Genomic DNA, 26,167 nt, shown 5'->3' on the forward strand with positions numbered 1-26,167 from the left:
TGAGGCTGCCGATGTCAGCGTGAAGCCGGCGTTTTGGGCAGCGTCACCGAAACCTGCAAACCCTGGCCTTCAGGGCCGGTAGCGAGCCGAATGTCTCCGCCCATGCCACGAATCAGGGTGCGTGCGATGGCCATCCCCAGACCAGCGCCGCCAGTCTCACGACTGCGGGATTGTTCCAGGCGGTAAAAGGGCTGGAAGACCCGGTCGCGTTCCGCTTCAGGGATGCCCGGGCCCTGATCGGTGATGGTAATGACGGCCTCGTTCTCAGTGGTGTCCAGTTTCACCTCTGCCCGCTGCCCGTAGTTCACCGCATTCTCGATCAGATTGCGCAGGGCGCGTTTGACGGCTTCCGGCTGGCCCTGAAGGACGCATCGTGGGCTGTCCTCGTAATCTACGGCCAGCCCCATTTCCTGCAGATCACCACACAGGCTGTCCAACAGGGTGGCCAGATCGTAACGGCGATGCTGTTCGGTGGTGGTGCCACGGATGAAGTCGAGGGTGGCTTCGGCCAGGTGCTGCATCTCCTGCAGGGTCTCGAGCAGGCGATCCCTGTCCTCGCCTTCAGGCAGCATCTCCACCCGTAGCCGCATCGAGGTAATGGGTGTGCGCAGATCGTGGGCTAGAGCGGCCAGCAGCCGCCCCCTGTCTTCCTGCGCGCGGCTGACCTGATGTTGCATCTGGTTGAAAGCGCGGGTTACTTCGCGAATATCTTCCGGGCCACGCTCCGGAATCTCGACCTTCTCACCACGCCCGAAGGCATGGGCGGCATTACTCAGCTCATTCACGGGCCGCAGTATGTGGCGGATAGCCAGCAGGAGCGTGAGGATCAGCAGTATGGCAGTAATGCCTACGCTGGTGAGCGTTGCCTTGAGCCAGAGCCAGGAGGGTGCAGGCGGCTGAGCCCGGGCGTTGACCCACTGCCCCGAGGGCAATGCCAGGGAAACGCTTAGAATGGGCGGGCACTCGTGTCGTTCCTCGTCTTCATGATCTTCGTCATCGTCGTCGTGTTTCCCGCGTTCGTCATGCCCATCCTGATCCGATTCGTGCCCCGGCAAACATTCCTGCTCATCGGCTTTCATTGCGGTTCGCACCTGCTCCCGGGTCAGACCCAACTCCATGGCCAGTTGCCCAGTCATCGCCGGGGACCTGTCGTCGGTGAGACGAGCTGACGGATCAATGGAAAGCTGCAGGGAGGGGCTGGAAAGTGCCCGTAATATGCGCTCCTGCCGCTCCGGGTCTGTGGTGTCGAGCAGGGTGTAGGCATCGGTAACCCTTTGCAGCACATGTCCAAGGCTTGCGCTGCGCAGGGCGCCCTGGCGCTCACCGGCCAGAATCGCGATGGTGATGATCTGTGCCACCAGCAGCACCAGCACCAGCAACAGTGCTAGCTGTCCTCCGGAACGCCGGGGCCACAACCTCATTGCCCTGCCCCTGCCACGCTGGCAATCCATTGGTAGCCGCCTCCCCAGATGGTCTTGATCAGCCTGGGATTGCGGGGGTCCGGATCGATTTTCCGTCTTAGCCGGCTGACATGGTTGTCGATACTGCGATCGAAGGCATCCGCTTCCCGGCCCAGGGTCAGATCCATGAGCTGATCCCGAGACAGCACCCGACCGGCGTGCTCCAGAAACGCCAGCAGCAACTTGTACTCGGCGGTGCTGAGGGACACTTCGACGCCTTCAGGATCGATCAGTTGATGGCGGTCGACGTCCAGGGTCCAGCCCTCGAATGACAGGCATTGCCCGGCCATCGGGCTGCGTTGGGGCGGTAGCGCGATTGTGCGGCGCAGAACCGCCTTGATGCGGGCCAGAAGCTCCCGCGGGTTAAAAGGTTTGGTCAGGTAGTCGTCGGCGCCCATTTCCAGGCCAACGATGCGATCCGTTTCCTCGCTCATGGCGGTCAGCAGAATAACCGGCAACTCGGTGTGTTCACGCAGGTAACGGCAGAGAGTCAGGCCATCGTCTCCCGGCATCATGATGTCCAACACAACCAGGTCGACAGAGTGGTCTCTCAGCTGTCGTTTCATGGCATCCCCACCATCGGCCAGGTACACACGCAACCCGTGTTCCTGCAGATAACGGCCGACCAGGTCGCGAATGTCTCGGTGGTCGTCGACCACCAGAATCGTGGGAGAGGTGCTCACTTGTTACTCCGTCTGGATGCTCATTGCCCCGAGTATAGGGGAGTCATCGCGGCAGATGGGCATGAGGTTGTCAAAAATCATCCCAATTCAGGCTGTTGAGACAATTTGCGACAAATTCGACTACCAGCCGAGACAATTCTGCGACGTTTTCCTGGTGCAATAGCTCGCAACCAGCAATGACATTTCGTCATGGGTTTTATTCAACAAGGAGTTCTGTCATGAAAAAAACCACCACGATTGCAGCTTTGTCGGCCGCCACTTTGCTAGGCGCAGCGCCGCTTTTGGTGTCAGCGGACGATGATGACCGGGGAAAAAGCCGTTATGAGCACCGCACTGACAGCAAGCTCATGAACGCCAACCTCAAACAATACAGCACTGACGAAATGCGCATCATGGCTTATGGCCAGGCGCTACGCCGATTCGGTCCGGGGGTGGAAGTTACTGTGAATGAAACAAAGGACGGTACCTATCTGGTGCAACTACGGGACGCTGAACAGAACCTGATCCGGGAGCAGGAGTTCAACAAATACGCCGCACCGGTTCGAGGCTCTCACCAGAACTGATATCCCCAAATCGGCGCGAGAGCCCTGGAGGGGCGCTCGCCAACATCCCTAAGGAGATTGACGATGACATTGATGGACGCTGAAAGCCGCTACGGGGCCGTTTCCCGGGGTGTGCACTGGATTATGGCAATCCTGCTGCTGGCAATGCTCGGCAGCGAGGTGTGGTTCGAGGCTCTGGAAGATACCCTCTCGGAGGCCTCTTTGATGGCCTGGCACCAGAGTGTGGGGCTGGCACTGTTCGCACTGGTGGTGTTTCGTGGCTTGTGGCGATGGCTGAACCGGTCGCGCCTTAAACTGCCTGCGCACTGGGCGACCATGGCAAAGCTGGGGCATTTCGCCCTGTACGCGCTGATGATTCTGATGCCTTTGTCAGGACTGGCGACGGCACTTGGGGAAGGAGATACTGTCACTTTCTTCGGGTGGACAGTTTTTGCCTCCGGCCCGGAAATGGAATGGCTGGAAGACAGCGGCGAAGACGTCCATGAGGTCCTGGCAAACGTGCTGTGGCTTATGATCGGCTTGCATGTGGCTGCAGCGCTGGCACACCAGTACCTGCTCGGTGACCGGATCATGAAGCGTATGGCGTGAGTGCTCGGGATTCGTCGGTTTAAGGCGTTGTCGGTGTGGCGGAGTTTTGGGGTGTGGCGGCAAAGCCACCCCAAAGCAAACGATGTGATTTTGATAAATTTTTGAGTGTTTCGGTGCCAGGCACCGAACTTATCAGCGACCTTTCAGGTTAATCTGCTTCGAACCTGCAGAGACGACTTGTCCACTTTTACCCTTGCCTACATACTCAACAGCCCCGCCAGACTTTAAAAAAGCAGCCGTTTGCTCCTCAATTGTGGCGGTAGTAATTGTAGCTTTTATGAGTTTCTTGCTCATTGTGTTCTCCCGGTTGAATGTTGGCTTATTCGCCAACTTCTGAAAGCTATTATGCCTGAAATAGGAAAAAAATGTTGCAGTGAATAATTAAATCAGGTTCTCACTATCACCATTACCTGAATAAATCGTGGAAATGGCCCGGTCACGAAGGCGGCGCAAGTCCAGCCCAAAAGCCGATTGATAAATGTATGACACACAGCCCCTACGCCATTGTTCGATACTGTAAAATGAGCCGTATGATTTCATGCTCGCTTGTCGCTGATGCCAGAGATTGGTTTAGTGACGCTCTCTGTGGCAAGCGGATATCAAATCTTGACCGCAAAACCTCCGCCACTTGTTTATCAACAGTGGGATCAAACTCTTGCCTTGCAAAAACGAAAATGCGCTGAAGAATAAAGTCTTTATTTGCCATGAAAAGCTTGTTTCCCGGTTAACATTACATTGTTTCTCCCATACTCGAACTAACCCGCACGGTGGAATCGGTGAGATTCCCACGCACTCTCAACTGGTATCCCCAGACGACGATGGAGTTAATAGATTTTTCCCAGGTGTCCAGGATCTGCGAGCCTGCTCCTGGATTTCCCCGGCTTCGCTTTGCAAACCAGCTTCTGCCTTGGTCGCAACTGCTTCAGGTTCTCCGGCCCGCTCTGCAAGGGCTGGGCCGGCTGGTTCCGCAGTCCCCTCGCGCTCTACCATGCGCACAGGCACTCCTTGAGGGAAGGTGACTTCACGGGCTTCGTCCGGCAGCGAGATTTCCGAATCCTGGAAGGCCCGTTTAACGAGGCGAATGACGGACGATTTCACTTTCAACCAGCTGTGTTTACCACCATCGAGCCAGAAATAAACACGCAGGTTTACCGTGGACGGTCCAAGGTTTTCCACTAGCACCAAGGGTTCGGGCTCACTCAAAACGGCCGGATGGTCAGCGAGCACCTTCAAAGCGACTTCCTGGGCGAAAGGAATGGAATCCTCGTAGCCGATACCCACTATGAAATCATCGCGGCGATTGGGATTGCTTGTGAAGTTGCGGATCGTGCTTTTGAAGATCGTCGAATTGGGAACTTGCAGTTGATTGCCGTCCAGTGTCATCAGAACCGTCGTACGAGAGGTCAGCCGCTGAACGTACCCGGTGGCACTCGCCACCTCTATCAGATCACCCTCGCGAAACGGTTGCTGCAAACTCAGAAAGAGACTGGCGAGAAAATTCTCGGTGATGTCGCGAAAGGCGATGCCCAGCACCAAACCAATCAGACCTGTGCCGCCCACCAACGTGAGCGCGAGTTGCGTAAGTCCTGCGAGACGCAGCACAAGGTAAAAGCCAACGAGCATTACAAAGATGCCGCCGGCACGGGCCGATACTTCACGCAACAGCTGGCTGCCGGATCCAGCCAGAAGCCTGCGACGCAGTGCGTAGATTGTCAACTTGGCGAGGATCCATGAAATAAAGACTACGACCACTGCCACCACGATCAGGGGCAGCAGTTGAACAAATCCGCGCACCAGATCATTCAGTTCCTGATAGGCTGGATCGAAATTCCAAACTTTTGTGGGGGCCACCTCAATTTGATTGACGACGGCAACCACGCCTTCCGTATTCTTCGCCAAATCTCCAGCCCACTGCCTGGATTCATCGTTTTCCGTCGTTCCGTTGAGTCTAACGATCCCTTTCTGGACAGTGACCTTGGGCTCACCGAACCAGCTAGTCGTTTGTAGAATCTCTGTGAGTCGCTGCCTGATCTCGTCATCCGTGGCGACAGGGTTGATTTCGACCCTGTCCGGAGCATCGGTATTGCCGTCAGGCGCTTTCGTCGACACCGGCGTATTCTGGCTGCTGTCCAACTGCTGCTGGGCGGCAGCAGAGGTGGATAAAAGGACGGCACAACACAGGAACGTGGCGCAAATGAGTCGGGCAGATTGAGACCAGGCACCGGTCCGTGAGCGCTTTCCTGGAGATTCGCTAAGCGATCTATCCTCTCCGCTGTCTCGGGTCATTCGACAAGAAGTGTCGTCCATTATCACTTGCCCATCGGTCGAGTGGTTGATGGCGAAACTGAGGTTATCCGACATCTTCGGCTCTGCACACACAAGAATTCGCCCATTAAGTAGTAGACCATTTGGATACCACCAGAAAACCTCTTTGAACAACTAAACCAGTATAGGTGATCGCTGTGGAGACTAGCCGGGCACAAAAACCGGGAAGCCATCCAGCTCGGTAGAAAGCAGGCGTTGGCCAACAACTTCTCAAGAGCTGTTGTAATCAGCATATCCCGTGCCGGGCCCCAACAGGCCTGGCCGTCTGGAAACATCAACAGGATCTGATCACACCAACGGGCTGCCAGATTCAGGTCATGCAGGCACATGAATACCGCCCGGCCGGATGCGGCCTGGTTACGCAGCAGCTTCATCACCGAGGTCTGGTGCTGCAGGTCCAGATGGTTGGTCGGCTCGTCCAGCAGCCAGATTCCCGGCGCCTGGGTCATCAGCGTGGCAATGGCCACCCGCTGCCGCTCGCCCCCGGAAAGCGTGTTGACCAGTCGGTCCCTCAGATGAATCACATCAAGCGTTTCCAGCGCCTGCTCTGCAATCGCCAGGTCTTTGCCACTTTCCATCTGCCAGGGTGACAACCAGGGGTGGCGACCAATCAGGGCCGTTTCCAGTGCCGTGGCCGGGAAACCGTCCTGCCGGTCCTGGAACACCAACCCCATCTGTTGCGAGACAGGTTTACGGCGGAGTTCCATTAGCGGGTTGCCGTCCAGCAGGAGCCTTCCACTACGGGGCTCCCGGAGACCCGCCAGCGTGTGTAGCAGTGTGGTTTTCCCCACACCGTTGGGGCCTAGAACGCCCCAGACCTGGCCCGGCTGCAGGGACAGGTTCAGGGGCACACCCGGGGTGCGTCCGGGAATGTCGATAATCAGCTCTTCGGTGGTCAGTGTTGTCATCATCGACTCCGGTAGAGCAGGTACAGAAAGGTCGGAACACCGATCAGCGCGGTGATCACACCCACCGGTAACTGTTCCGGCGCGATCACCACCCGGGCCAGCGTGTCCGCCAGAACCAGCAGGGTACCGCCGGCCAGGGCACAGGACGGCAGGATCAATCGCTGATCATTGCCCAACACCAGCCGGAGCATATGAGGCACCACCAGGCCGACAAAGCCAACCGCTCCGGCCATGGTAACGGCGGTCGCCGTGAGCAGGCTGGCCATCAGATAGATAAACCACTCCAGAGGCCGGACCGACACACCCAGGGCCGCGGCCTGCAACGAGCCACGGGCGAGAACATTCAGTGCCCGCCCCAGTGGAAACACCAGCAGGCAGACCAGAATCAGAATAATCAGGCCCGGCCAGGGCGTGGTCGCGTGGGAAAGATCCCCCATCAGCCAGTACAGCATGCCAGGCAACCGGCTTGCCGGTGTCATGGACAGAATCAGGGTGATGACGGCGCCCCAGCCGGCGGCCACCACCACACCCGTGAGCAGAAGACGGGAGGGGGTCCAGCTCCCGCTGCCGTGGGCGAGACCAAAGACCAGCAGGGTCGCCAGCATGGCGCCGGCAAAGGCCGAACCGGACACCAGAAAACCGGCAAGTCCGGCCAGCATGGCCAGCAAGGCACCGACCGCGGCACCCCCGGATAGCCCCAGCACATAGGGGTCTGCAAGCGGATTGCGCAGCAGCACCTGCATCAGCGCGCCGGCCACCGCCAGCAAACCGCCGGTGGCGAATGCGCTCAGGGTTCGGGGCAGCCTCAATTCGAGAATCAGGGTTTGCTGCAGCTCACTTCCGCTGCCCGCCAGCACCCTCAAGGTGTCCTCAATACCGGTGGCGCTGCTGCCAATGCTGACCGACAGCAAGCCCGCCACCAGGCTCGCCAGCACCAGGACCAGAATGGGTTTCAGGGGGTTAGAGATTGGCACGGGCCTGCTCCAGGGTCTGGCACAGGTGTCTGGCACCTTCAACAATGCGCAGCGTGGGACGCGCCAGCAGATCAGGCGGCTCCAGAAACAGGTTACCGGCGGTAACTGCCGTCAGGCCGGGGAATTGCCGCCAATCCTCAAGCCACCGGATATTCCCGTCCTGCCCGGCCGTCACAATGACATCCGGATTGGCTGCCAGCACCGCTTCCCGGCTGATTCGCGGAACCAGTCTCGGCAAATGCCCGAAAACATTGACGCCGCCGCACAGCTCGATCGCCTTGCTGATCAGCTCCTCCCGGTTCACCGTCATCAGCGGTTGACCCCAGATCTGATAAAACACCCGGACCGCCTGCGCACTGGCATACGCGGACTCCAGACTGGTAATTTCCTCACGAAACGATTCCGCCCGTGCTTTCCCCTCGGCGGGCTGACCGGTTAACAGTGCAAGATCCTCAACCGCCCGGGCAATATCCTCGAAGGTGCGCGGGGCCAGCCAGAATACCGGGATGCCAAGGTCCGCGATCCGCTCCAGCTGGCTACGGGAGTTGCCATCAATCCAGGCCACCACCAGTTCTGGTGCCAGCGAGACGATCGCCTCCAGATCCAGCCGGTTGCTGTCGCCCACCTGAGGCAACGCCGCAGCCTCGGCCGGGAAATCACTCCAGGCACTGACGGCAACCACGCTGTCTCCGGCGCCGGCGGAGAAGAGCAGTTCGGTGGCGCCGGGGGAGAGGGAGACGATTCGCGTGGCCGGTGCCGCCAGGCAGATTTCACGATCCAGGGCGTCCCTCACACAGGTCGGCTGGGCCGATGCCGATACCGGCGTTAGTGCCCAAAGCGCTAGCAACAGAACAAGCCCGTATTGGATCATGGGATTACATCACCGGCCAGTGAGTGGAACTACTGGCGAAAATCATAGCGCACCGAGGCCATGTAAGTGCGGCCAGCCGCCAGGTAGTCAAAGGGCTCGAAGGTCACGCTGTCGTTGCCCAGACTGGTGGCGTAGCGACGGTCCAGCACGTTATCCACCTTGAAGCGGGCCGACCAGCCCGGAAGAAAGTTCCAGGCCGCCCTTACATCCACGGTGCCATAGCCAGGCAACAGACTTTTATTGGCGGCGTCGTTGTAGCGGTCGCTTTCGGCGATGAAGCTAGCCCCCACGGACCACTGGTCAAACAGCCGATCGACATCCAGGCGCAGATTCTTTTCGGCCCGACGGGGCAGACGCGTGCCGGTATCGCGGTTCTCGCTGTCGGCCCAGGTCAGCGCCGCATTCACATCCCAGCTCCCGGCTTCAAAACCGGAAGACAGCTCAACACCACGAATACGTGCGGATTCAACGTTTTCGACCGTACCCTCGAAGGTGACCGGGTCGGACACAAAGGTAATCAGGTCCTCCACGTCGTTCTGGTATACGGCGATATCCCAGAACCATTGATCGTAGCGTCCCGACACCCCGGCTTCCACCATCTGGCCTTCTTCCGGCTCAAGGTTCGGGTTACCGGTGTAAAACGGCACGGTCAGGTACAGATCGTTGAAGGTGGGCGCCCGGAATGAGGTGGCGTAACTCAGGCGCAGTCGGTGGGTCCGGTCGAACTGGTGGCCCAGGGCAATACCCCCGGTTTCCTCCTTGCCGTAGGCTTCGTTGTCGTCCAGTCGGGCACTGAGCATCAGGTCGGTGGCGTCGTAATTGAGGCGGGCCTGGCCAAAGACCGCACTGTTGGTGCGGCTGTCTTCGGTGAACTGGCTGGTGCCCTCGACCTCGTCCACCATCACTTCCGAGCCGATGACGAACTCATGCACCCCGGCGGTCAGGGTATTTTCCCAACGGGCGGATCGATACAGGGTGTTAAACACGCTTGGATAGGAACCGAACGTTTCCTGTTCGTCCCGGGATTCGGAAAACTGAATGCGGGTACGCCAGTAATCGCTGGCCACGGCCTCCAGATAAAGCCCCATGGCACGGATCTGGAAGTCTGTGTCACCGCCTTCGAATTCGGTATTGCCCTCGGACTGGAACACCGTTAAACCAGCACCACCGCCCTGATCAAACTCATGGCTGACCTTCGCCAAGCCACCGGCATTGCGAAACCCTTTGTCCTCGCCACCCGTCCGCAGGTTGGTCCCCTCGGTATCAGAATAAATCCCGCCGGCCAGAAACGCCGACTCGCCTTCCCTTCCCGCGACACCGGCCGTGGTTTTAAGTGTCTCGTGTGAGCCGCCTGTCTGATCCACCCAGCCCTGGCGGCCCGCTTCAGGCTCAAGGGTAAAGGCCTGGATAACACCACCCACCGCATCAGCCCCATAGAGGGAACTTTTCGCACCGCGCACCAGCTCAACCCGCTCCATCAGCTCAGGCGGCAGAAACTGCCAGGGCGGGATGCCCGCGGTGGCTGAGCGCAGGCGAATACCGTCCAGCAGCAGAATCGTACCGGAACTGCCGGCGCCGCGCAGGAATACGCTGGTGGTCTTGCCGTAACTGCCATCGGAAACCACATTGACGCCCGGCTGGGCGTCCAGCAGGTCCCGGAATTCGGCCGGTTGCTGGCGACGAATGTCGTCTTTTTCGATGACCGTCACCGACGACAGGCTTTCACCCACAGTTTTGGGGCCAAGGGTCGCGGTGACGACGATGGGATCAAGGGCTTCGGTGTCATTGTCACTCTGGCCCAATGCCAGGGCAGGCAGTGTTAACAGTGACGCTGCTGCCACCAGGGCAGGAAAGGAAGGTCTCAAAGACATTTTTTTCGCTCCGCAATCCGCGCTCGCCCGCACGGAGATCAGGTTTTTTGCTGCGAAACGGACAGAAAGGGGCAGGCGGTCATCGGGCGGCGGGAAAGCGGAACCGGACTATCACCCACCCAGGTCGCCCACCGCAACATCGGGTGTTTTTCCAGGCCGGTCTCCGGGCTGGCAGGCGGAACCTATGGTTCCCGGGCAATCACCTTCCCATGTCATGCCGACACAGTGGCGCATCAGATTGCCGTTATCCTGCTTACCGTTGCGGGGGCAGCATCGGTTTTGCACTGGCATGGCCAGGCTCACCGATTTCCCGTTTCACCCGTCGCGCTTTGCGACGGACACCTGAAAAACTGGCTCAAGGCTAGCAACACCGGCCAAAGTGGTCAATGAGATCTATCAAAGGTCTACATGGCCGCCGGCCTTTCGCGCTGCTATATTCCCTATCTGACAACCAATTTCCCCCGCGAAAACAGGGAGTTTTATGCAGGCCGAACTCATCGACATCCGCAATCACATGGCGCAGCACCCGCCGTTTGACGAGATGACCGAGGAGTTGCTCGACAAGGTAGTGGGCGGCATCGAGGTGGTGTATTTCAAGGCCGGCACCCAGATCCTGGAGTTTGGCGACCAGAACATCTGGCTCTATTACGTGCGTAGCGGAGCGGTGGAGATCTATCGCCGCTCCGGCGAGCTGTACAACCGGATCAGTGAAGGGGGGATTTTCGGCCAGTTCGGTTTGCTGATGCACAAGAAGGTTCGGTTTCCGGCCAAGGCCCTGGAAGACACACTGATCTACAAGATCCCGGATGAAATCTTCCAGTATCTGTGGGAAAACGATGAAGACTTCGCCGATTTTGTCGAGATTGAAGATCGAAGCCGCCTGCGTTCAGCCCTATCGCGGCGGGAAAAATCGAACGAACTGATGACCTCCAAGGTCATCCGGCTGGTATCCCGGGAGCCGATCTCGGCGCCCTGCACTGTCCGACTCCAGGAAGCCGCCCGGATCATGACGGACAATGGCGTTTCCGCCCTGCTATTGATGGATGAGGGTGGGGAAAAGCCGCTGCTCAAGGGCATTATTACGGACCGGGATCTGCGTACCCGCGCGCTCAGCGAAGCCCTGCCCTCGGAAACGCCAATCAGCGACATCATGTCGGAAGGCCTGATCACGATTCCCTCCAGCATGTTCATTTTCGAAGCCATGCTCACCATGCTTCACAACAATGTACACCACCTTCCGGTGATGGATCGGGACGAAGTGCGGGGCGTGGTTGCGTTGTCCGACATCGTGAAATACGAGAGCCAGAGCAGCCTTTACCTGGTCAGCAACATCTACCACCAGCAGGATGTTAAAGGACTGAAAAAAATCAGCCGGGATGTGCGCGACAGTTTTGTGCGGATGGTAAACGAAGACGCCAACTCCCACATGATTGGCAGCGCCATGGCGGGTATCGGGCGCAGCTTTACCCAGCGACTGCTCGAACTGGGCGAGGAGAAACTCGGGCCGCCCCCGGTTCCCTACTGTTTCATGGCCCTGGGTTCCATGGCCCGTGATGAACAGCTGGTGGTGACGGACCAGGACAACGCCATGATCCTGGACGACAGTTTTGTTCCCGAGCAGCACGATGAGTATTTCCTGGCGCTGGCCAAATTTGTCAGCGATGGCCTGGCCGAATGCGGATACACCTACTGCACCGGTGACATCATGGCCACCAACCAGAAGTGGCGGCAGCCGCTGCGGGTTTGGAAGGACTACTTCGCCGACTGGATTGACAACCCGAAGGCCCAGGCCCTGCTCAACAGCAACATTTTCTTCGATCTGGACGGCATCTATGGCCAGACCGAATTTGCCGAGCAGCTGAAAACCCTGGTGGCCGACAAGGCCAGCAACAGCCAGCGATTCCTGTCGCTGCTGGCCCGCAATGCCCTGAACCGAACGCCGCCCATCGGCTTTTTCCGCACCTTTGTGCTGGAAGAGGACGGCAAACAGCAAAAAACCTTCAACCTCAAACGCCGGGGCACCGCTCCGCTGTCCGATCTGATCCGGGTCCACGCCCTGGCCTGTGGCTCCCGGGCCCAGAATTCCTTTGAGCGGTTGAAAGCCATCGGCAATACCAAGCTGCTGCTGGACGATGATCTCGGCAATCTTCGGGACGCCCTGGAATTCATTTCAATTGTCCGGATACGACACCAGGCCCTGGCCATCGAGGCGGGTCGGGAACCGGATAACAATGTCCGGCCGGAAGACCTGTCACCCTTTGAGCGCAGCCACCTGAAGGATGCCTTCCAGGTGGTCAGCAATGCCCAGAAATTCCTGAGATTTCGGTACAACGCCCAGGCGACCAGGAATGTCTGATAATACACAGAGTGAAGATTCCGTCACCAGCCTGCCATGGCCGGAGCAATATCGGGCCCTGGCCAACCAGAGCAAGTCGCCGCTTCTGAAGGCCTTTTACGAGAGCGGATGCGCATCACCGGATACACCGCTGTCAGAGGTTCCGATGGTGGCTATCGACTTCGAGACCACAGGCCTCGATGCCAACCAGAACTCGATTGTCAGTATCGGCCTGGTACCCTTTACGCTGGACGGTATCCAGCTGTGCAAGGCCAGGCACTGGATTGTGCGCCCGAAACTGCCCCTGCATCAGACCTCCATCACGATCCACGGCATCACCCACAGCGACATCGATAAGGCGCCGGATCTGGAAGAGATTCTCGAGGATCTGTTTGCCTGTCTGAGCGGCCGCGTTCCCGTGGTTCATTACCGGAATATCGAGCGCTCGTTCCTGGATGTGGCGCTGAAGTGGCGGCTTGGAGAAGGCATTCGCTTTCCGGTTCTCGACACCATGGCCATTGAGGCCCACCTGCATCCGAACCGCCAACCGACCCTCTGGCAGCGATTCCTGGGGAAAAGCCCGGTGTCGATCCGGTTAGCGGACAGCAGGCTGCGTTATGGGCTGCCCCATTACGCAGCCCATAACGCGCTGATTGATGCCATTGCCACGGCGGAGCTGCTGCAGGCCCAGGTGTTGCACCACTTCAGCCGGGAAACCCCGGTTGGCGATCTTTGGCTGTAGCGTGGTTGTCGGATTACGCTGCGCTAATCCACCTACGCCTACTCCGGTTCCCGGACATCGCCAATCCACTCGCCGTAACCGGCTGCCTCCATTTTCTCCAGGGGAATGAATGTCATTGCAGCGGAGTTCATGCAGTAACGCAGTCCCGTGGGGGCCGGGCCATCGTTGAACACATGGCCCAGGTGGGAGTCCGCGTAGCGGCTGCGAATTTCCGTCCGGCTCATGAAGAATGCACTGTCTTCCCGCTCAACCACCGCATCCGGAGTGATGGGGCGGGTAAAGCTGGGCCAGCCGGTGCCTGATTTGTATTTGTCCCGGGAGGAAAACAGGGGCTCACCCGAGATAATATCCACGTACAGGCCCGGGCGTTTGTTGTCCCAGTAACGATTATCGAACGCGGGCTCGGTGCCGTCTCCCTGAGTCACTTCATACTGCATGTCGGTCAGCCGCTGTTTCAGGGTTTCCTGATCAGGCTTTACAAAGCTCTGGGGATCAAAACCCGCCCCCCCCTCGCCAGTCTCCATGGCAGCCGGTTTGAACCGGGAAAAGTCCAGTTCGTAGTTCTCGCCATACACCTTCTCGATAAACTGATAACGGCCGGAGTTGAAGGTGTAGAAGTTATAGCGAACCGGATTTTTCCTGTAATAATCCTGGTGATACTTCTCCGCTGGATAGAAGTTCTCCAACGGCACAATTTCAATCAGCACCGGGTTATCGTAGATACCTGATGCCTCAAGCTCCTGCTTGGCCGCTTCCGCCAGGCGTTTCTGTTCATCGTTGTGGTAGAAGATTGCCGGGCGATACTGCTGACCACGGTCCACGAACTGACCCTTGATGTCGGTCGGGTTCATCATCCGCCACAGGCCGGCCAGCAACCCTTCGTAGGTCATCTTCTCAGGGTCGTAATACACCTGGACCGCTTCGGTATGGCCAGTGCGGCCAGAGGAAACCTGAGAGTAAGTCGGATTTTTCTCATCACCGCCGGCATAACCAGAGACCGCTTCGACCACACCGGGGATCTTTTCGTAACCAGCCTCGACACACCAGAAGCAGCCGCCGGCGAACGTGGCCACCGCCAGCCCGGGATCATCCGGAGCGAATTCTGTGTCTTTTCGATCGTGCTTATCGGCGGTCGCGTAAGCCGTATAAAGCCCACCGGCCGACACCAGCGCCAGGGCGGTCAACATACCCGTAATCGTGCGTTTCATGATAACTCTCCTTTACGTGATTACATGCTGACAGCGTACCGTCCCGGATTCACGAAAACGTTCAGTAGTTGTTACGAATCTATAACGCCGTGGATTATTTGCCAGCGGAACCGTTCATCTGATTCGCCAGCGGAAGCCAGACCGAGAAGACAGCCCCGTTATCATTGCGGACCGAGAGCCGGCCCTGCTGCAGGGATACCATCCGCTGGGCAATGGCCAGGCCGAGCCCGGCGTGGCCGATGCGCGAGGAGCCAGGGGCCTGATAGAAGGGTTCGAACAGGTGGTCCATATCGGCCGCATCAATACCGGGGCCGGCATCCGCCACGGTAATCTCCGCGCCATCCTCCCTGGCAGCAACGCTCAGGGTTATCTCACTGGCCCTGGGCGAGTGGGTGATAGCATTTCCAATCAGGTTATCAAGGACCCGTTCGGTCATGGCAATGTCGGCCAGAACTCGCACGGGAGCGACCTCGACAATGGCCAGGGACACACCGGCCTGTTCGGCTTCGGGCCGGTGTTTCTGCACCACATCGTGCAACAGTTCGGCAACCACGAACGGCTCGGGCGTGGGCTGTTTTTCCCGGGCGTCCAGTGCCGCCAGCTCAAACAGTTCCTCCACCAGGCGTCCGAGCCGGTGAGTTTCCGCCAGTGCCACATCGAGAAACCGGGCGCGCTCATCACCACTCAGGCTGTCCTGTTTCAGGCGCAGCGCCTCAATGTAGCCCTGAATCGATGCCAGGGGGGTACGCAGGTCGTGAGACACCTGGGCCACCAGTTGGCGGCGCTGGGCGTCCTTGTCTTTCAACTGGTCCAGTTGCGCCGCTATGCGCCCTGCCATCTGGTCGAACCGGGCAGTCAGGTAATCAATATCGTCGCCTTTACCGTCGAGCGCGGGCGGGCGGTCAGGAGGCATGCCGCTCTCAAAGGCCTCCACCCGCTCAGTCAATCGGGACAAGCGGCGGGTCAGCAGGCGGAAAAACACCAGGCCGGCCAGCAGTCCGACAAACAGGCTCACCGCCAGTGCGCCAGCGCCCAATTGCAGCAACCGGTCGCTGTGCACCATGCTTTCGGCCAGATCGTATTCCTCACCCCGGAGCACCACATACAGGTAGCCGGTGGGATCTTCGACAGAGGGAACGGGCGTCACGGAAAAGACCTTGCGTCGGTCATGGCTGCGCGGATCGTCACCCGGCAGCGGATAGTCGTCCGGATTCTCCAGAAGAGTCCTGATCGGCTCCAGGGAAACCCGGTTGCGCTTGATCTTGTCCGGGTCGGCGGAATAGGAAAGGATTCGCCCCTCCCTGTCCAGCAGGTAAATCTCAATACTTGGATTGATGGTCATGTACAGTTCGAACAGCTGCTTGAGGGCATCCCGATTGAGCTTGCCGTCGGTAACCAGGTTTCGGTCTGACACCAGGTTACGGGCCAGATCGCGATTAAGCTGCTGGTTCACCGCCGCAGAATACTCCCGGACCGAAGCCAGGCTCAGGAAGGTAAACAGGCCACCCACTACCAACAGCAGGAGGAACAGGCCAATGGCCAGCCGGGCATAGAGCGTTCGGAATACCGACAGAGCCATGGTCAATCCATAAACCGGTAACCAACGCCCCAGACGGTCTGCACGTACCGGGGCGCGGCGGGGTCGGTTTCAATCTTGTTGCGCAGACGGTTGATATGCGTGTTCACGGTATGCTCGTAGCCCTCGTGGTTGTAGCCCCAGACCGCATCCAGCAGTTGCGCCCGGCTGAACACCCGGCCCCGATGGGAGGCAAAGTGCCAGAGCAGGTCAAACTCGCGGGCAGTCAGATCCACCTCGCGATCATCGACAAATACCCGCCGGCGAACCGGATCAATTCGCAGCCCATCTACCTCGATTTCATCGGCTACCTTGCTCGAAGGCGAACTTTGAGAGAGGGCGTCCACCCGGCGGAAAAGGGCTTTGATGCGGGCCGAAAGTTCCGCCACGCTGAACGGCTTTGTCAGGTAATCGTCCGCCCCCATTTCCAGGCCCAGAACCCGATCCAGCTCTGTGCTCTTCGCCGTCAGCATCAGAACGGGCACATAACCCGGGCAGGATCGTATCTCCCGGCACACCGCCAGGCCATCAAGACCGGGCAGCATCAGATCCAGAATCACCAGATCGATACCACCCTCACGAAACCGCTCCAGACCGGTATCGCCCCGATCTACAAGAACGGCATTCATGCCCAGATCCGACACCTGCATACGCACCAGCTCACCGATGCCAGGATTGTCTTCGATAATCAGTACCGTTCGCGTCATCGTCTGGGAGCTCACTGCCTTCGCCTGTGGCTTTCGTTACTTTCAGAGCAGAGTGTAGGCGGAAAAGTTCACAAAACCATCACAGGCCGTCTAAACCGCGCACATAGCCGGCTCCGGGTTTAGTCGTTAAAATGAATCCAAATTCCGGCACGAGGTTTCAGTGGCAGACAAGACCGTAACCAGGGCAACACCCGCCGACGCGTTCAAGCGGGCACGTCGCATGTGGCTCAAGGGTGAACGCATTCACCTGGCACCGCTGGCTGATGAGCTCGGAATTGGCCGCGCCACCCTGTTTCGCTGGGTAGGCAACAAGGATCTGCTGATCGGCGAGATTCTCTGGTCCCTGTACGAACCCCTCTGGCGCCAGGCCATGGCGGAAACTCCCGGCGTGGGCGTGGACTATATCGTCGGCGTGTACCGACGCACCAATTCCACCATCCTGCACTTCGAGCCGCTCCGGCGATTCATCAACCAGGACCCGGAATACGCCCTGAAAATCCTCACCTCGTCCCAGTCTATCCTGCATACCCGGACGGTTGAGACCAACACCCGGATGCTGAAGGATCAGGTGGCGGCCGGACACATCAAGCCGCCGATGAATATTTTCAGCCTATCTTACTTCATGATTCGCCTGGCAGAGTCCTGCCTGTATAGCGACATCATCGCCGGGCGGGAACCAAGAGAGGCGGAGTTGGAGGATGCCTGTACGGCGGTGCGGATTCTGCTTGGGGGGAAAGCTCGAGGCTGACAGGCATTGATGGCTGGCCCCGAGGTGGGGTGTCTTTTCTTCTGGGAAAAACAACTCGCTTCGCTCAGACATTTTTTCCCGCCAGAAAAGACACCCCACCCCGTGACCGATCTGACTTTCGAATACCTCTGTGGTGAAAGCGGGGTCAGATGAACGCCTTCATCTGACCCCATGTTCATCAGGCTCTTACAACTGCAAAGACCGGATTTCCAGAAACTCCTCCAGCCCCCACTTGCCGAATTCGCGGCCGATGCCGGAATGGCCGAAGCCGCCGAACGGCGCCATGGGGTTGAACGCGCCACCGTTAACGAACACCTGGCCGGTACGCAGTTTGCCGGCGACTTTCTTGGCCTTGGCATCATCTGCGGACCAGACGGCACCGGAAAGGCCGTATTGGGTGCCGTTGGCGATCTGCACGGCTTCGGCTTCATCGTTGTAGGGAATCACACACAGCACCGGCCCGAAGATTTCTTCCTGGGCGATGCGGCTGTCCGGTTTCACGTTGCCGAACACCGTGGCCTTCACGAAGTAACCTTTATCACAGCCTTCCGGCGCTTCCGGACCGCCGGCAATCAGCGTGGCGCCTTCTTCGATGCCCAGTTTGATGTAATCAATCACCTTGTCACGCTGCTGCGCGGAGGCCAGTGGGCCGAGGCGGGTGGTTTCTTCCAGCGGGTTGCCGGGGGTCATTTTCGCGACCGCAGCGGCAGCCAGTTCGCAGGCTTCGTCGTGTTTGTCTGCCGGCACCAGCATGCGAGTGAGTGCGGTGCAGGTCTGGCCGGAGTTCAGCAGGCAGTTGTTCACGGTGCCTTTGACGGCGGCCGCCAGGTCGGCATCCGGGAGGATCACGGAGGCGGATTTGCCACCCATTTCCAGAGCGATACGCTTGAAATCGTCCGCTGCGGCATGGGCGATCAGGTTGCCAGTGCGGGTGGAGCCGGTGAAGGACACCATGCGCACATCCGGGTGCTTGATCAGGGTATCGCCGACGGTCTGGCCGTGGCCACACACCATGTTGAAGACACCCTTGGGCAGGTCGGTCCCGTCCAGGATCTCCGCAAGGATATAAGCGGTTTGCGGTGCGATTTCCGACGGCTTCAGCACCACCGTGCACCCGGCCGCGATAGCCGGAACGATCTTCAAAATGACCTGGTGCAGCGGATAGTTCCAGGGGGTGATACAGCCAACCACACCCACCGGTGCGTACTGCACTTCGGAGTTTCCGGACTGTTCGGTAAACGGGAAGTCGGGCAGCATCTTCAGATAGGTCTTGGTCACGGCGGCCGGCATGCCAGCCTGAATGGGCGTGGCCAGCTTGATGGGCATGCCCACTTCCCGGGTGACGGTTTCCGCTATTTCCGGTGCCCGTTCTTTCAGTCCTGCCTGCAGCTGCTCCAGCACCTTCATGCGCTGTTCCAGTGTACTCTCGGACCAGCTGTCGAAGGCGGCGTCGGCCGCGGCGATGGCCTGCTCCATTTCATCCCGGCCGGAGGCTGGCACCCTGGCAATGACCTCACCGGTGCCCGCTTCGTGAACGTCGATCATTTCGCCGTTCCAGCTGACCCATTCGCCGTTGATGTAGTTCTTGCTCAGTTCTTTCATATTCTTCACCTTACTCAAATACGATTACGCCCCGGGCGTTCTTGCCTGCCACCATATCATCGAAGGCCTGGGCGGCCTCTTCAATGGGGTAGGTTCGGGTAACGAGTTCATCCAGCTTGAGTTTACCAGCCTTGTAAAGCCCCAGGATTCGGGGGAAATCATGCTGGGGGCGGGCAGAGCCCAGCCAACTGCCTTTCAGGGTACGCTCATCGGCAGGCAACGTCAGGGTGGTCAGTGAAGTCTTGTCTTTCGGATCCGCCACGCCCACCACCACGGCAGTACCGCCACGCCCCAGACTCTTGTACGCCTGTTCCACGACCGGGCCGGCGCCGACGCATTCAAAGGCGTAGTCCACGCCTCCAGTCAGTTTCTTTACCGCCTTGGCGGCATCGTCCACGTCGTTGATGTTGATGGTATGAGTGGCGCCAAATTCTTTCGCCATCTCCAGCTTCGCCGGGTTGTTGTCGACCGCCACAATCATCTCGGCGCCTGCGGTAGCACAGCCCTGGATGGCGTTGAGGCCAACGCCGCCGATACCGAAAACGGCCGCCCGGGAGCCCGGCTCCAGCTTTGCGGTATTGAAGACAGCACCGACGCCGGTCATCACAGCGCAGCTAACCAGAGCTGCGTTCTGCATGGGCACGGTTTGGTCCACTTTGACGCAATTGTCCACGTGCATGGTGGCAAACTCGGCCATCACGCCACAGGCACCAAACACATTCAGCGGCTCACCGTTGGCATCTTTGGTACGCACGGTGCCATCGGGCAGGTTGAACATGGCCTTGCGGGCATTCTCACACAGCACCGGCCGGCCCCGGACACATTGCCGGCACTTGCCACACATCGAGATAAAGGAACTGACCACATGGTCACCTTCCTGGAAGTCGGTTACCCCTTCACCCACTTCCACAACAACCCCGGCAGCCTCGTGGCCGAGTACCAGGGGAGGCGGATAGGGTATCTTGCCGGTGGTGGCGGACAGATCGCTGTGACAAACACCGCAGGCCGCGATCTTGAGGGTGATTTCGCCCCGCCTGGGGCCTTCCACAGTGATGGTCTCGACCTGGACGGGCTGGCCCCATTCCCGGCAGACCACGGCTTTGGCTTGTCTGTCCATATTGCTCCCCTTTTTTGAAGTTGGGGTCAGATGAAAGCGTTCATCTGACCCCGGATTCATACTACTTCAAACAGGCCGGCGGCGCCCTGGCCGCCGCCGATGCACATGGTGATCACCACGTATTTGGCACCGCGACGTTTGCCTTCAATCAGGGCATGCCCTGTCTGGCGGGAACCGGTAACGCCAAAGGGATGGCCGATGGAGATGGAGCCACCATTCACGTTCAGCTTTTCCATGGGGATACCCAGGCGATCACGGCAATACACCACCTGGGAGGCAAAGGCTTCGTTAAGCTCCCACAGATCAATATCGTCCATCTTCAGACCGGCGCGCTCAAGCAGCCTGGGAATGGCAAAGACCGGGCCGATGCCCATTTCGTCCGGCTCACAACCGGCCACCGCGAAACCACGGAATATACCCATGGGTTCGATGTTGTGCTTCTCGGCGTAAGTGCTGTTCATCACGGTACATACAGATGCGCCATCGGACAGCTGGCTGGCGTTGCCGGCGGTCACAAAGTTGCCTTCGCCCCGGACCGGATCCAGCCCCTGCAAACCTTCCAGCGTGGTGTTCGGGCGGTTGCACTCGTCACCAGTCAGGGTCACCTGCTTTTCACTGACTTCACCGGTTTCCTTGTCCTTGACCAGCATGGTGGCGTCGAAGGGCACAATTTCATCATCAAACTTGCCGGCTTGCTGGGCCGCCGCCGTGCGCTGCTGGGAGATCAGGGCGTATTCGTCCTGGGACTCCCGGCTGATCTTGTAGCGCTGGGCGACGATATCCGCCGTCTCGATCATGGACAGATACAGCTCGGGCTTGTGTTTCATCAGCCACTCATTGGTGGCATGGAAGCTGTTGAGCTTATCGTTCTGCACCAGGGAAATGGACTCAACACCACCGGCCACCATGGCCGGAACCTTTTCGGACACAACGCGCTGGGCAGCCATGGCGATGGACTGCAGGCCAGAACTGCAGAAGCGGTTGATGGTCAGCCCCGCAGTGCTGACCGGAAGTCCGGCCCGAATCGCCGCCAGACGGGCGATGTTCCTGCCCTGGGCACCTTCCGGGAAAGCGACGCCCAGGATGACGTCCTCAACAATGGCCGGATCAATCCCGGCACGTTGGACGGCGTGTTTGATCACATGGCCTGCGATATCAACGCTGTGGGTGTTGTTCAGGGAGCCCCGGTAGGATTTGCCCAGGCCGGTGCGGGCGGTGGAGACGATAACTGCATCAGACATAACAATGCCCTCAATTTTTGGAATATGTAGGTCGCTTAGGCGCAAAGCACTCAGCTAAGTCGGTCGCGGGGCGGGGTGCCTTTCCCGCCCTGCGACCAGCCCCAAGCCCCCAAGCTATGTTTTAAAGGTCGCCGAACGTCTTGCCCTCGCTGACCAGCTTCTCAAGCAGAGCCGCCGGCTTCCACTGCTCACCGCCAACGGTGTCCTGGTATTTCTTCACCGCAGCCAGGATGGTATCGAGACCTTCCTGATCAGCCCAGAACATCGGGCCACCGCGGTAGGCCGGGAAGCCGTAGCCATAGATCCACACGATGTCGATATCCAGCGGCCGGTCGGCGATGCCCTCTTCCAGGATCTTGGCACCTTCGTTGATCATCACGTACATGCAGCGCTCAAGGATCTCCTGGTCGGTAATCTCCCGTGGCGTAATCCCCTGCTCCTTGCGGAACGCTTCAATCAGCTGTTCCACTTCCGGATCCGGAACCGGCTTGCGGCTGCCTTCTTCATACTTGTATACACCCGCCTGGGTCTTCTGGCCAAGCCGGCCCTGTTCGGCAAGCTTGTCCATCCAGCTGGCAGGCACGTCCTGGCCGGCATTGCGGCGCTCTTCGCGGATGCGGTAACCCACATCGATCCCGGCCAGATCGGACATCGCGAACTGGCCCATGGGGAAGCCCAGGTCGGTCAGTACCTTGTCCACCTGCTGCGGGGTCGCGCCTTCATCTACCAGAGCCATGGCCTCGGTGCCGCGCTTGTGCAGCATCCGGTTACCGACAAAGCCGTAGCAGTTGCCGACCATGACACCGACTTTCTTGATCTTCTTGGCGACTGCCATCACGGTGGCTTTCACCTCGTCAGAGGTCTTGCTGCCGCGCACATTCTCCAGCAACTTCATGACGTTGGCGGGGCTGAAGAAATGCATGCCTACGACGTCTTCCGGACGCTTGGTGGCGGAGGCAATTTCATCGATATCCAGGGTGGAGGTGTTAGAGGCCAGGATCGCGCCGGGTTTGCAGACTTCATCCAGCTTGGCAAAGATCTCCTTCTTGATGGCCATGTTCTCGAACACCGCCTCAATGACCAGATCAACATCGCGGAAGTCATCATAGGTCAGGCTCGGCGTAATCAGCGCCATCCGCTGTTCCACCTGTTCCTGGGTCAGCTTGCCCTTCTTCGCGGAGTTCTCGTAATTGCGGCGGATAATGGCCAGACCCTTGTCCAGCGCCTCCTGCTTCACTTCCACGATGGTGGCCGGAATGCCGACGTTGACGAAGTTCATGGCGATACCACCACCCATGGTACCGGCACCGATGATGCCGACGCTCTTCACGTCACGGACCGGGGTGTCCTTGGGCAGACCCTTGATCTTGGAAACCTCGCGCTCACCGAAAAACGAGTGAATCAGACCGGCACGCTGGGGCGAGTCCATGCACTCCATAAACAGTTCACGCTCTCGCTTCATACCCTCGTCAAACGGCAGGTTGAACGCAGCTTCCACGGCATCGACGCACTTGAACGGAGAGAACAGGCCCCGCGCACGTTTCTTCAGTTCTTCACGGAACTGATCAAAGACATCACTGCCCTTGTCCGCCTCGATCTTGTCAGTAATGTCCCGAACCCGACGCACCGGTTTGCCCTCATCAGCCACCTTCTGTGCGTAAGCCAGGCCCACGGCGCGGATATCGCTACCCTCTTCCACTGCATCCAGAATGCCCAGCGCCAGGGCATCCCTGGCACCGACGAATTCACCGGTAGTGATCATCTCCAGTGCCTTTTGAGCGCCAGTCAGACGCGGCAGCCGCTGGGTACCACCAGCGCCGGGCAACAGCCCCAGCTTCACTTCCGGCAGCCCCACCTTGGCACTGCTGACGGCGACCCGGTAATGGCAACTCAGCGCCGTTTCCAGGCCGCCACCCAGGGCGGTGCCATGGATTGCCGCAACCAGCGGCTTGTCGCTGTTTTCAAAGGTATTCACCAGCGTCGGCAGGGTTGGCTCCTGCATCGGTTTGCCGAATTCCCGGATATCGGCACCGGCGATAAAGGTGCGCCCTTCACAGACCAGCAGCAGCACCTTGGCCTCTGCATCCTTCTGACCCTGTTCCAGGGCTGCGAGCAGGCCAGAGCGAACAGCCTGGCCGAGGGCGTTCACCGGCGGGTAATTCACGGTAATAACGCCGATATTGCCTTCCCGGTTATAGCTAACGACCTCAGACATAATTTCTCCTCGCATTCTTTCTGGAATATGGTTTTAACTAGCGAAACATGCGTACGATTTAATACAAGTTCCGTGATGGTTTCAACCACCCATTAAACTACAGGTATAAAAAAACCGCAGAGGTTTCTTCTGCGGTTTTTTTTCGAACCTGGAGTCTGGGAGTCTACGGGTAGGGTCTTCCGAAACACGCTGTGAATACGTCCCTGTACGCTCTGCTCCGCCCCTTGCGCTTATTGCTCCTGCGTCGCCCAAGGGTCCTGGGCAGGCCGTCCTTGGCCTGCCCGTGAAGCGCTATCGCCCTTCACCCATGGCTCCGCAAGGTTTCGGAAGACCCCTACCCGCAGCCTCCCGTTCAGCTTTGGCATTTAAACGCTAAACACCCAGCGACTCTATATCTCCTGCCAACATCGCCAACTGGTGGGCAATGGAACCGCGAAGCTTTTCAGCAGGCACCAGGTAAGACGGTGCAGCACAGGTCAGTGCCATGATGGTGCCATCCTGCAAGTGGATGGGAACACCGGCGGAGTTGATGTTGCGATCCCATTCGCCGATGGACAGGCAGAAGCCGTGTTCCTTGTAGTCTTTCATGGCCTGTTCCAGGCCCTCTTTCTTTTCGTGCCAGGCATTGCCGTACTTGGCCTCCATCGCATCATCAATAACCAGGCGTGCCTTGTCGCTGATGGCACAGTAGTAGGCCCGGCCGGCTGAAGTGGTGGCCATGGGCAGTTTGAGGCCGATGTCCATCCGCAAAAGGGAGGCTTCCGGCGGCAACCGGTTTTCCACGTAAATCATGTGCAAACGGTCACGGCAGGTGAGGCCTACCGACATATTGGTCTGCCGGGCGAACTCGTCCATGTAAGGCTTGGCCAGCTGGCGTACCTTGAGGTTGGAGACATAGGCATAACCCAGCGCCAGCACACCGGAACTCAGCTGGTATTTTTCCAGCTGGGTGTTGTAGCTCAGGTAACCGAGTTTGGTGAGGGTGTAAGTCATCCGGGACACGGTCGGCTTAGGCAATCCCGTGATACGGGCAATGTCCTGGTTGCCCAGGATCACCGAGCCCTGGCTGAACGCACGGAGCACATCCAGGCCGCGGGACAGGGCCTCGACGAACTTGCGATCCTTTTCCGGCTTCACGGGTTCACCGTCACTGGATGCCACTTTCAGTTCCGGTGAACTCTGCTTTGTTCTTGCCATAATGGGACGTCCTCCAACCGCGTCGCCTGTTCCGGTGCCGGGGTATTAATCTGATGAATAATCAAAGATGCGCTATTTTAATCGCTGCAGAAATCAAGTACCAGAAAGTCTTTTCAAAATTCGTACCAAATATGAAACACTCATGAGTTATGTTTCAAAACAAGACTCGCAGAGCGGTACCTGATACCGTCTTTACCTGATTTATTCGATATTTTATTCTGCATTGCAAAACAAATTAGCAGCCAACGAATTCCGTGGCGACCCCGGAGGCAAAATGAAGATTCTTTTTGTGGCAGGCGACCCGAAACCGGAACGCTGGACCGTCCCCATCAGACAACTCGTGCCGGATGCGGAGGTATACGTCTGGGATCCCGACGGCCCCGCCGTTGACGCCGACTATGCCATCGTCTGGCAACCACCGGCGGCGCTGTTTGAACGGGAGAAGAACCTCAAGGCAGTGTTCAACCTCGGAGCCGGCATTGACGGGTTGCTGAAGGTTCCCAACCTGCCGAGAGACCTGACCGTGGTGCGCCTGGAAGACGCGGGCATGTCTGCACAGATGGCCGAGTACGTGTTGCACCAGCTTCTCGAAGCTAATCGTGAGATGGAAACCTACCGGGAGCAGCAACGCCAGGGGGTCTGGAAAATCCATCGGCCCATGAAGCGCAGCGAGTGGCCGGTGGGCGTTATGGGGCTCGGACATATCGGCAAGCGCGTGGTCCGCACCCTGGCCGATCTGGATTACCGGGTGAGTGGCTGGGCGCGAGGGGAACACAGCCTGGAAGGTGTAAGCACCTATGCCGGTCCGGACCAGCTCGGCGATTTTCTGAAATCCACCCGGGTTCTGGTCAATACCCTGCCCCTGACCGACGAGACCCGGGGCATTATCGACTATGAACTGCTGAGCCAACTGCAGCCGGGTGCGGTGCTGATCAACGTTGGCCGGGGCGAGCACCTTGTGGAAGAAGACCTGCTTCGGACTCTGGACGAGGGCAGGCTGCTACGGGCATCCCTGGACGTGTTCCGAAAGGAGCCTTTGCCCGAGGGGCACCCCTTCTGGCAACGGAAGGAAATCACCATTACGCCGCACATCTCCGCCCGCACCCTGCGGGATGCCACCCTGGAACAGATCACCGGCAAGATCCGGGATCATGCCCAGGGTCGCTCCATCAGTGGGATCGTGGATACCGATCGGGGTTACTGATCTCCGCAGGAAGTCAGGCAGGAGGTAGAAAG

Annotated in this window: 22 protein-coding genes, 1 pseudogene and 1 riboswitch; of the genes and pseudogenes, 6 read left to right on the forward strand and 17 right to left on the reverse strand. The window is 58.8% G+C overall.

What is annotated here, in order from left to right:
* Nucleotides 1-14 precede the first annotated feature (14 nt).
* Nucleotides 15-1,421: an ATP-binding protein gene (locus tag CLH62_RS10110; RefSeq protein WP_099618036.1), complete on the reverse strand. Its 1,407-nt coding sequence runs from the start codon at nucleotides 1,419-1,421 to the stop codon at nucleotides 15-17.
* Complete coding sequence (locus tag CLH62_RS10115) at nucleotides 1,418-2,143, reverse strand: response regulator (RefSeq protein WP_099618037.1); 726 nt, start codon at nucleotides 2,141-2,143, stop codon at nucleotides 1,418-1,420. The genes CLH62_RS10110 and CLH62_RS10115 overlap by 4 nt, the downstream gene beginning before the upstream one ends.
* A gap of 218 nt (nucleotides 2,144-2,361) precedes the next feature.
* On the opposite strand from CLH62_RS10115, the gene CLH62_RS10120 reads away from it, so the two are divergent.
* Nucleotides 2,362-2,706, forward strand: a complete 345-nt coding sequence (locus CLH62_RS10120) for a hypothetical protein (RefSeq protein WP_099618038.1) — start codon at nucleotides 2,362-2,364, stop codon at nucleotides 2,704-2,706.
* A 63-nt stretch (nucleotides 2,707-2,769) separates the two neighbouring features.
* Nucleotides 2,770-3,294, forward strand: coding sequence for a cytochrome b (locus CLH62_RS10125; protein ID WP_099618039.1), 525 nt, complete (start codon nucleotides 2,770-2,772; stop codon nucleotides 3,292-3,294).
* A gap of 132 nt (nucleotides 3,295-3,426) precedes the next feature.
* Here the strand turns inward: CLH62_RS10125 and CLH62_RS21110 are convergent, their stop codons facing one another.
* From CLH62_RS21110 to CLH62_RS10155, 7 genes and pseudogenes are all read right to left on the reverse strand, one after another.
* Nucleotides 3,427-3,588 (reverse strand): hypothetical protein, encoded by a 162-nt coding sequence (locus tag CLH62_RS21110; RefSeq protein WP_170005785.1) that lies wholly within the window; start codon nucleotides 3,586-3,588, stop codon nucleotides 3,427-3,429.
* A gap of 202 nt (nucleotides 3,589-3,790) precedes the next feature.
* Complete coding sequence (locus tag CLH62_RS10130; protein ID WP_099618040.1) at nucleotides 3,791-4,000, reverse strand: hypothetical protein; 210 nt, start codon at nucleotides 3,998-4,000, stop codon at nucleotides 3,791-3,793.
* Nucleotides 4,001-4,089: 89 nt separating this feature from the next.
* Nucleotides 4,090-5,655: a mechanosensitive ion channel family protein gene (locus CLH62_RS10135; RefSeq protein WP_211285726.1), complete on the reverse strand. Its 1,566-nt coding sequence runs from the start codon at nucleotides 5,653-5,655 to the stop codon at nucleotides 4,090-4,092.
* Nucleotides 5,656-5,763: 108 nt separating this feature from the next.
* Nucleotides 5,764-6,527, reverse strand: a pseudogene (locus tag CLH62_RS10140) (ABC transporter ATP-binding protein).
* Nucleotides 6,527-7,501, reverse strand: a complete 975-nt coding sequence (locus tag CLH62_RS10145; protein WP_099618042.1) for a FecCD family ABC transporter permease — start codon at nucleotides 7,499-7,501, stop codon at nucleotides 6,527-6,529. The pseudogene CLH62_RS10140 and the gene CLH62_RS10145 overlap by 1 nt, the downstream one beginning before the upstream one ends.
* Complete coding sequence (locus CLH62_RS10150; RefSeq protein WP_099618043.1) at nucleotides 7,488-8,372, reverse strand: cobalamin-binding protein; 885 nt, start codon at nucleotides 8,370-8,372, stop codon at nucleotides 7,488-7,490. Before CLH62_RS10150 ends, CLH62_RS10145 begins: the two co-directional genes overlap by 14 nt.
* Nucleotides 8,373-8,401: 29 nt before the next feature.
* Nucleotides 8,402-10,243 carry a TonB-dependent receptor plug domain-containing protein gene (locus tag CLH62_RS10155; RefSeq protein ID WP_099618044.1) on the reverse strand — a complete coding sequence of 614 codons (1,842 nt, stop codon included), beginning with the start codon at nucleotides 10,241-10,243 and terminating at the stop codon, nucleotides 8,402-8,404.
* Between the two features lie 137 nt (nucleotides 10,244-10,380).
* Nucleotides 10,381-10,604, reverse strand: a riboswitch (cobalamin riboswitch).
* Between the two features lie 120 nt (nucleotides 10,605-10,724).
* On the opposite strand from CLH62_RS10155, the gene CLH62_RS10160 reads away from it, so the two are divergent.
* The gene (locus CLH62_RS10160; RefSeq protein WP_099618045.1) at nucleotides 10,725-12,599 is read left to right on the forward strand and encodes a DUF294 nucleotidyltransferase-like domain-containing protein; all 1,875 of its coding nucleotides are present in this window, start codon (nucleotides 10,725-10,727) and stop codon (nucleotides 12,597-12,599) included.
* A complete protein-coding gene (locus CLH62_RS10165) occupies nucleotides 12,592-13,320 on the forward strand; it encodes a 3'-5' exonuclease (protein ID WP_099618046.1) in 729 nt (242 codons plus the stop codon). Before CLH62_RS10160 ends, CLH62_RS10165 begins: the two co-directional genes overlap by 8 nt.
* A gap of 38 nt (nucleotides 13,321-13,358) precedes the next feature.
* Here the strand turns inward: CLH62_RS10165 and msrB are convergent, their stop codons facing one another.
* From msrB to CLH62_RS10180, 3 genes are all read right to left on the reverse strand, one after another.
* The gene (msrB, locus tag CLH62_RS10170) at nucleotides 13,359-14,528 is read right to left on the reverse strand and encodes a peptide-methionine (R)-S-oxide reductase MsrB (protein ID WP_099618047.1); all 1,170 of its coding nucleotides are present in this window, start codon (nucleotides 14,526-14,528) and stop codon (nucleotides 13,359-13,361) included.
* Between the two features lie 94 nt (nucleotides 14,529-14,622).
* The gene (locus CLH62_RS10175; protein ID WP_099618048.1) at nucleotides 14,623-16,107 is read right to left on the reverse strand and encodes a sensor histidine kinase; all 1,485 of its coding nucleotides are present in this window, start codon (nucleotides 16,105-16,107) and stop codon (nucleotides 14,623-14,625) included.
* A 2-nt stretch (nucleotides 16,108-16,109) separates the two neighbouring features.
* Complete coding sequence (locus tag CLH62_RS10180) at nucleotides 16,110-16,811, reverse strand: response regulator transcription factor (protein ID WP_099618049.1); 702 nt, start codon at nucleotides 16,809-16,811, stop codon at nucleotides 16,110-16,112.
* A gap of 160 nt (nucleotides 16,812-16,971) precedes the next feature.
* On the opposite strand from CLH62_RS10180, the gene CLH62_RS10185 reads away from it, so the two are divergent.
* Nucleotides 16,972-17,559: a QsdR family transcriptional regulator gene (locus CLH62_RS10185; protein ID WP_099618050.1), complete on the forward strand. Its 588-nt coding sequence runs from the start codon at nucleotides 16,972-16,974 to the stop codon at nucleotides 17,557-17,559.
* Nucleotides 17,560-17,745: 186 nt separating this feature from the next.
* On the opposite strand, the gene CLH62_RS10190 is transcribed toward CLH62_RS10185, so the two are convergent.
* The 5 genes from CLH62_RS10190 to CLH62_RS10210 all read right to left on the reverse strand — a co-directional run bounded on the left by CLH62_RS10190 (nucleotide 17,746) and on the right by CLH62_RS10210 (nucleotide 24,931).
* Nucleotides 17,746-19,161, reverse strand: a complete 1,416-nt coding sequence (locus CLH62_RS10190) for an aldehyde dehydrogenase family protein (protein WP_099618051.1) — start codon at nucleotides 19,159-19,161, stop codon at nucleotides 17,746-17,748.
* A gap of 10 nt (nucleotides 19,162-19,171) precedes the next feature.
* Nucleotides 19,172-20,278: a zinc-binding dehydrogenase gene (locus CLH62_RS10195; RefSeq protein ID WP_099618052.1), complete on the reverse strand. Its 1,107-nt coding sequence runs from the start codon at nucleotides 20,276-20,278 to the stop codon at nucleotides 19,172-19,174.
* A 56-nt stretch (nucleotides 20,279-20,334) separates the two neighbouring features.
* Nucleotides 20,335-21,519 (reverse strand): acetyl-CoA C-acyltransferase, encoded by a 1,185-nt coding sequence (locus tag CLH62_RS10200; protein WP_099618053.1) that lies wholly within the window; start codon nucleotides 21,517-21,519, stop codon nucleotides 20,335-20,337.
* Nucleotides 21,520-21,640: 121 nt separating this feature from the next.
* Nucleotides 21,641-23,734 carry a 3-hydroxyacyl-CoA dehydrogenase NAD-binding domain-containing protein gene (locus CLH62_RS10205; RefSeq protein WP_099618054.1) on the reverse strand — a complete coding sequence of 698 codons (2,094 nt, stop codon included), beginning with the start codon at nucleotides 23,732-23,734 and terminating at the stop codon, nucleotides 21,641-21,643.
* Between the two features lie 372 nt (nucleotides 23,735-24,106).
* Complete coding sequence (locus tag CLH62_RS10210; protein WP_099618055.1) at nucleotides 24,107-24,931, reverse strand: IclR family transcriptional regulator; 825 nt, start codon at nucleotides 24,929-24,931, stop codon at nucleotides 24,107-24,109.
* A gap of 274 nt (nucleotides 24,932-25,205) precedes the next feature.
* Here CLH62_RS10210 and CLH62_RS10215 point away from each other — a divergent pair, with 274 nt between their 5' ends.
* Nucleotides 25,206-26,135 (forward strand): 2-hydroxyacid dehydrogenase, encoded by a 930-nt coding sequence (locus CLH62_RS10215; protein WP_099618056.1) that lies wholly within the window; start codon nucleotides 25,206-25,208, stop codon nucleotides 26,133-26,135.
* The last annotated feature ends 32 nt before the right edge of the window (nucleotides 26,136-26,167 follow it).

Source organism: Marinobacter guineae (assembly GCF_002744735.1).
GTDB classification, from domain to species: domain Bacteria; phylum Pseudomonadota; class Gammaproteobacteria; order Pseudomonadales; family Oleiphilaceae; genus Marinobacter; species Marinobacter guineae.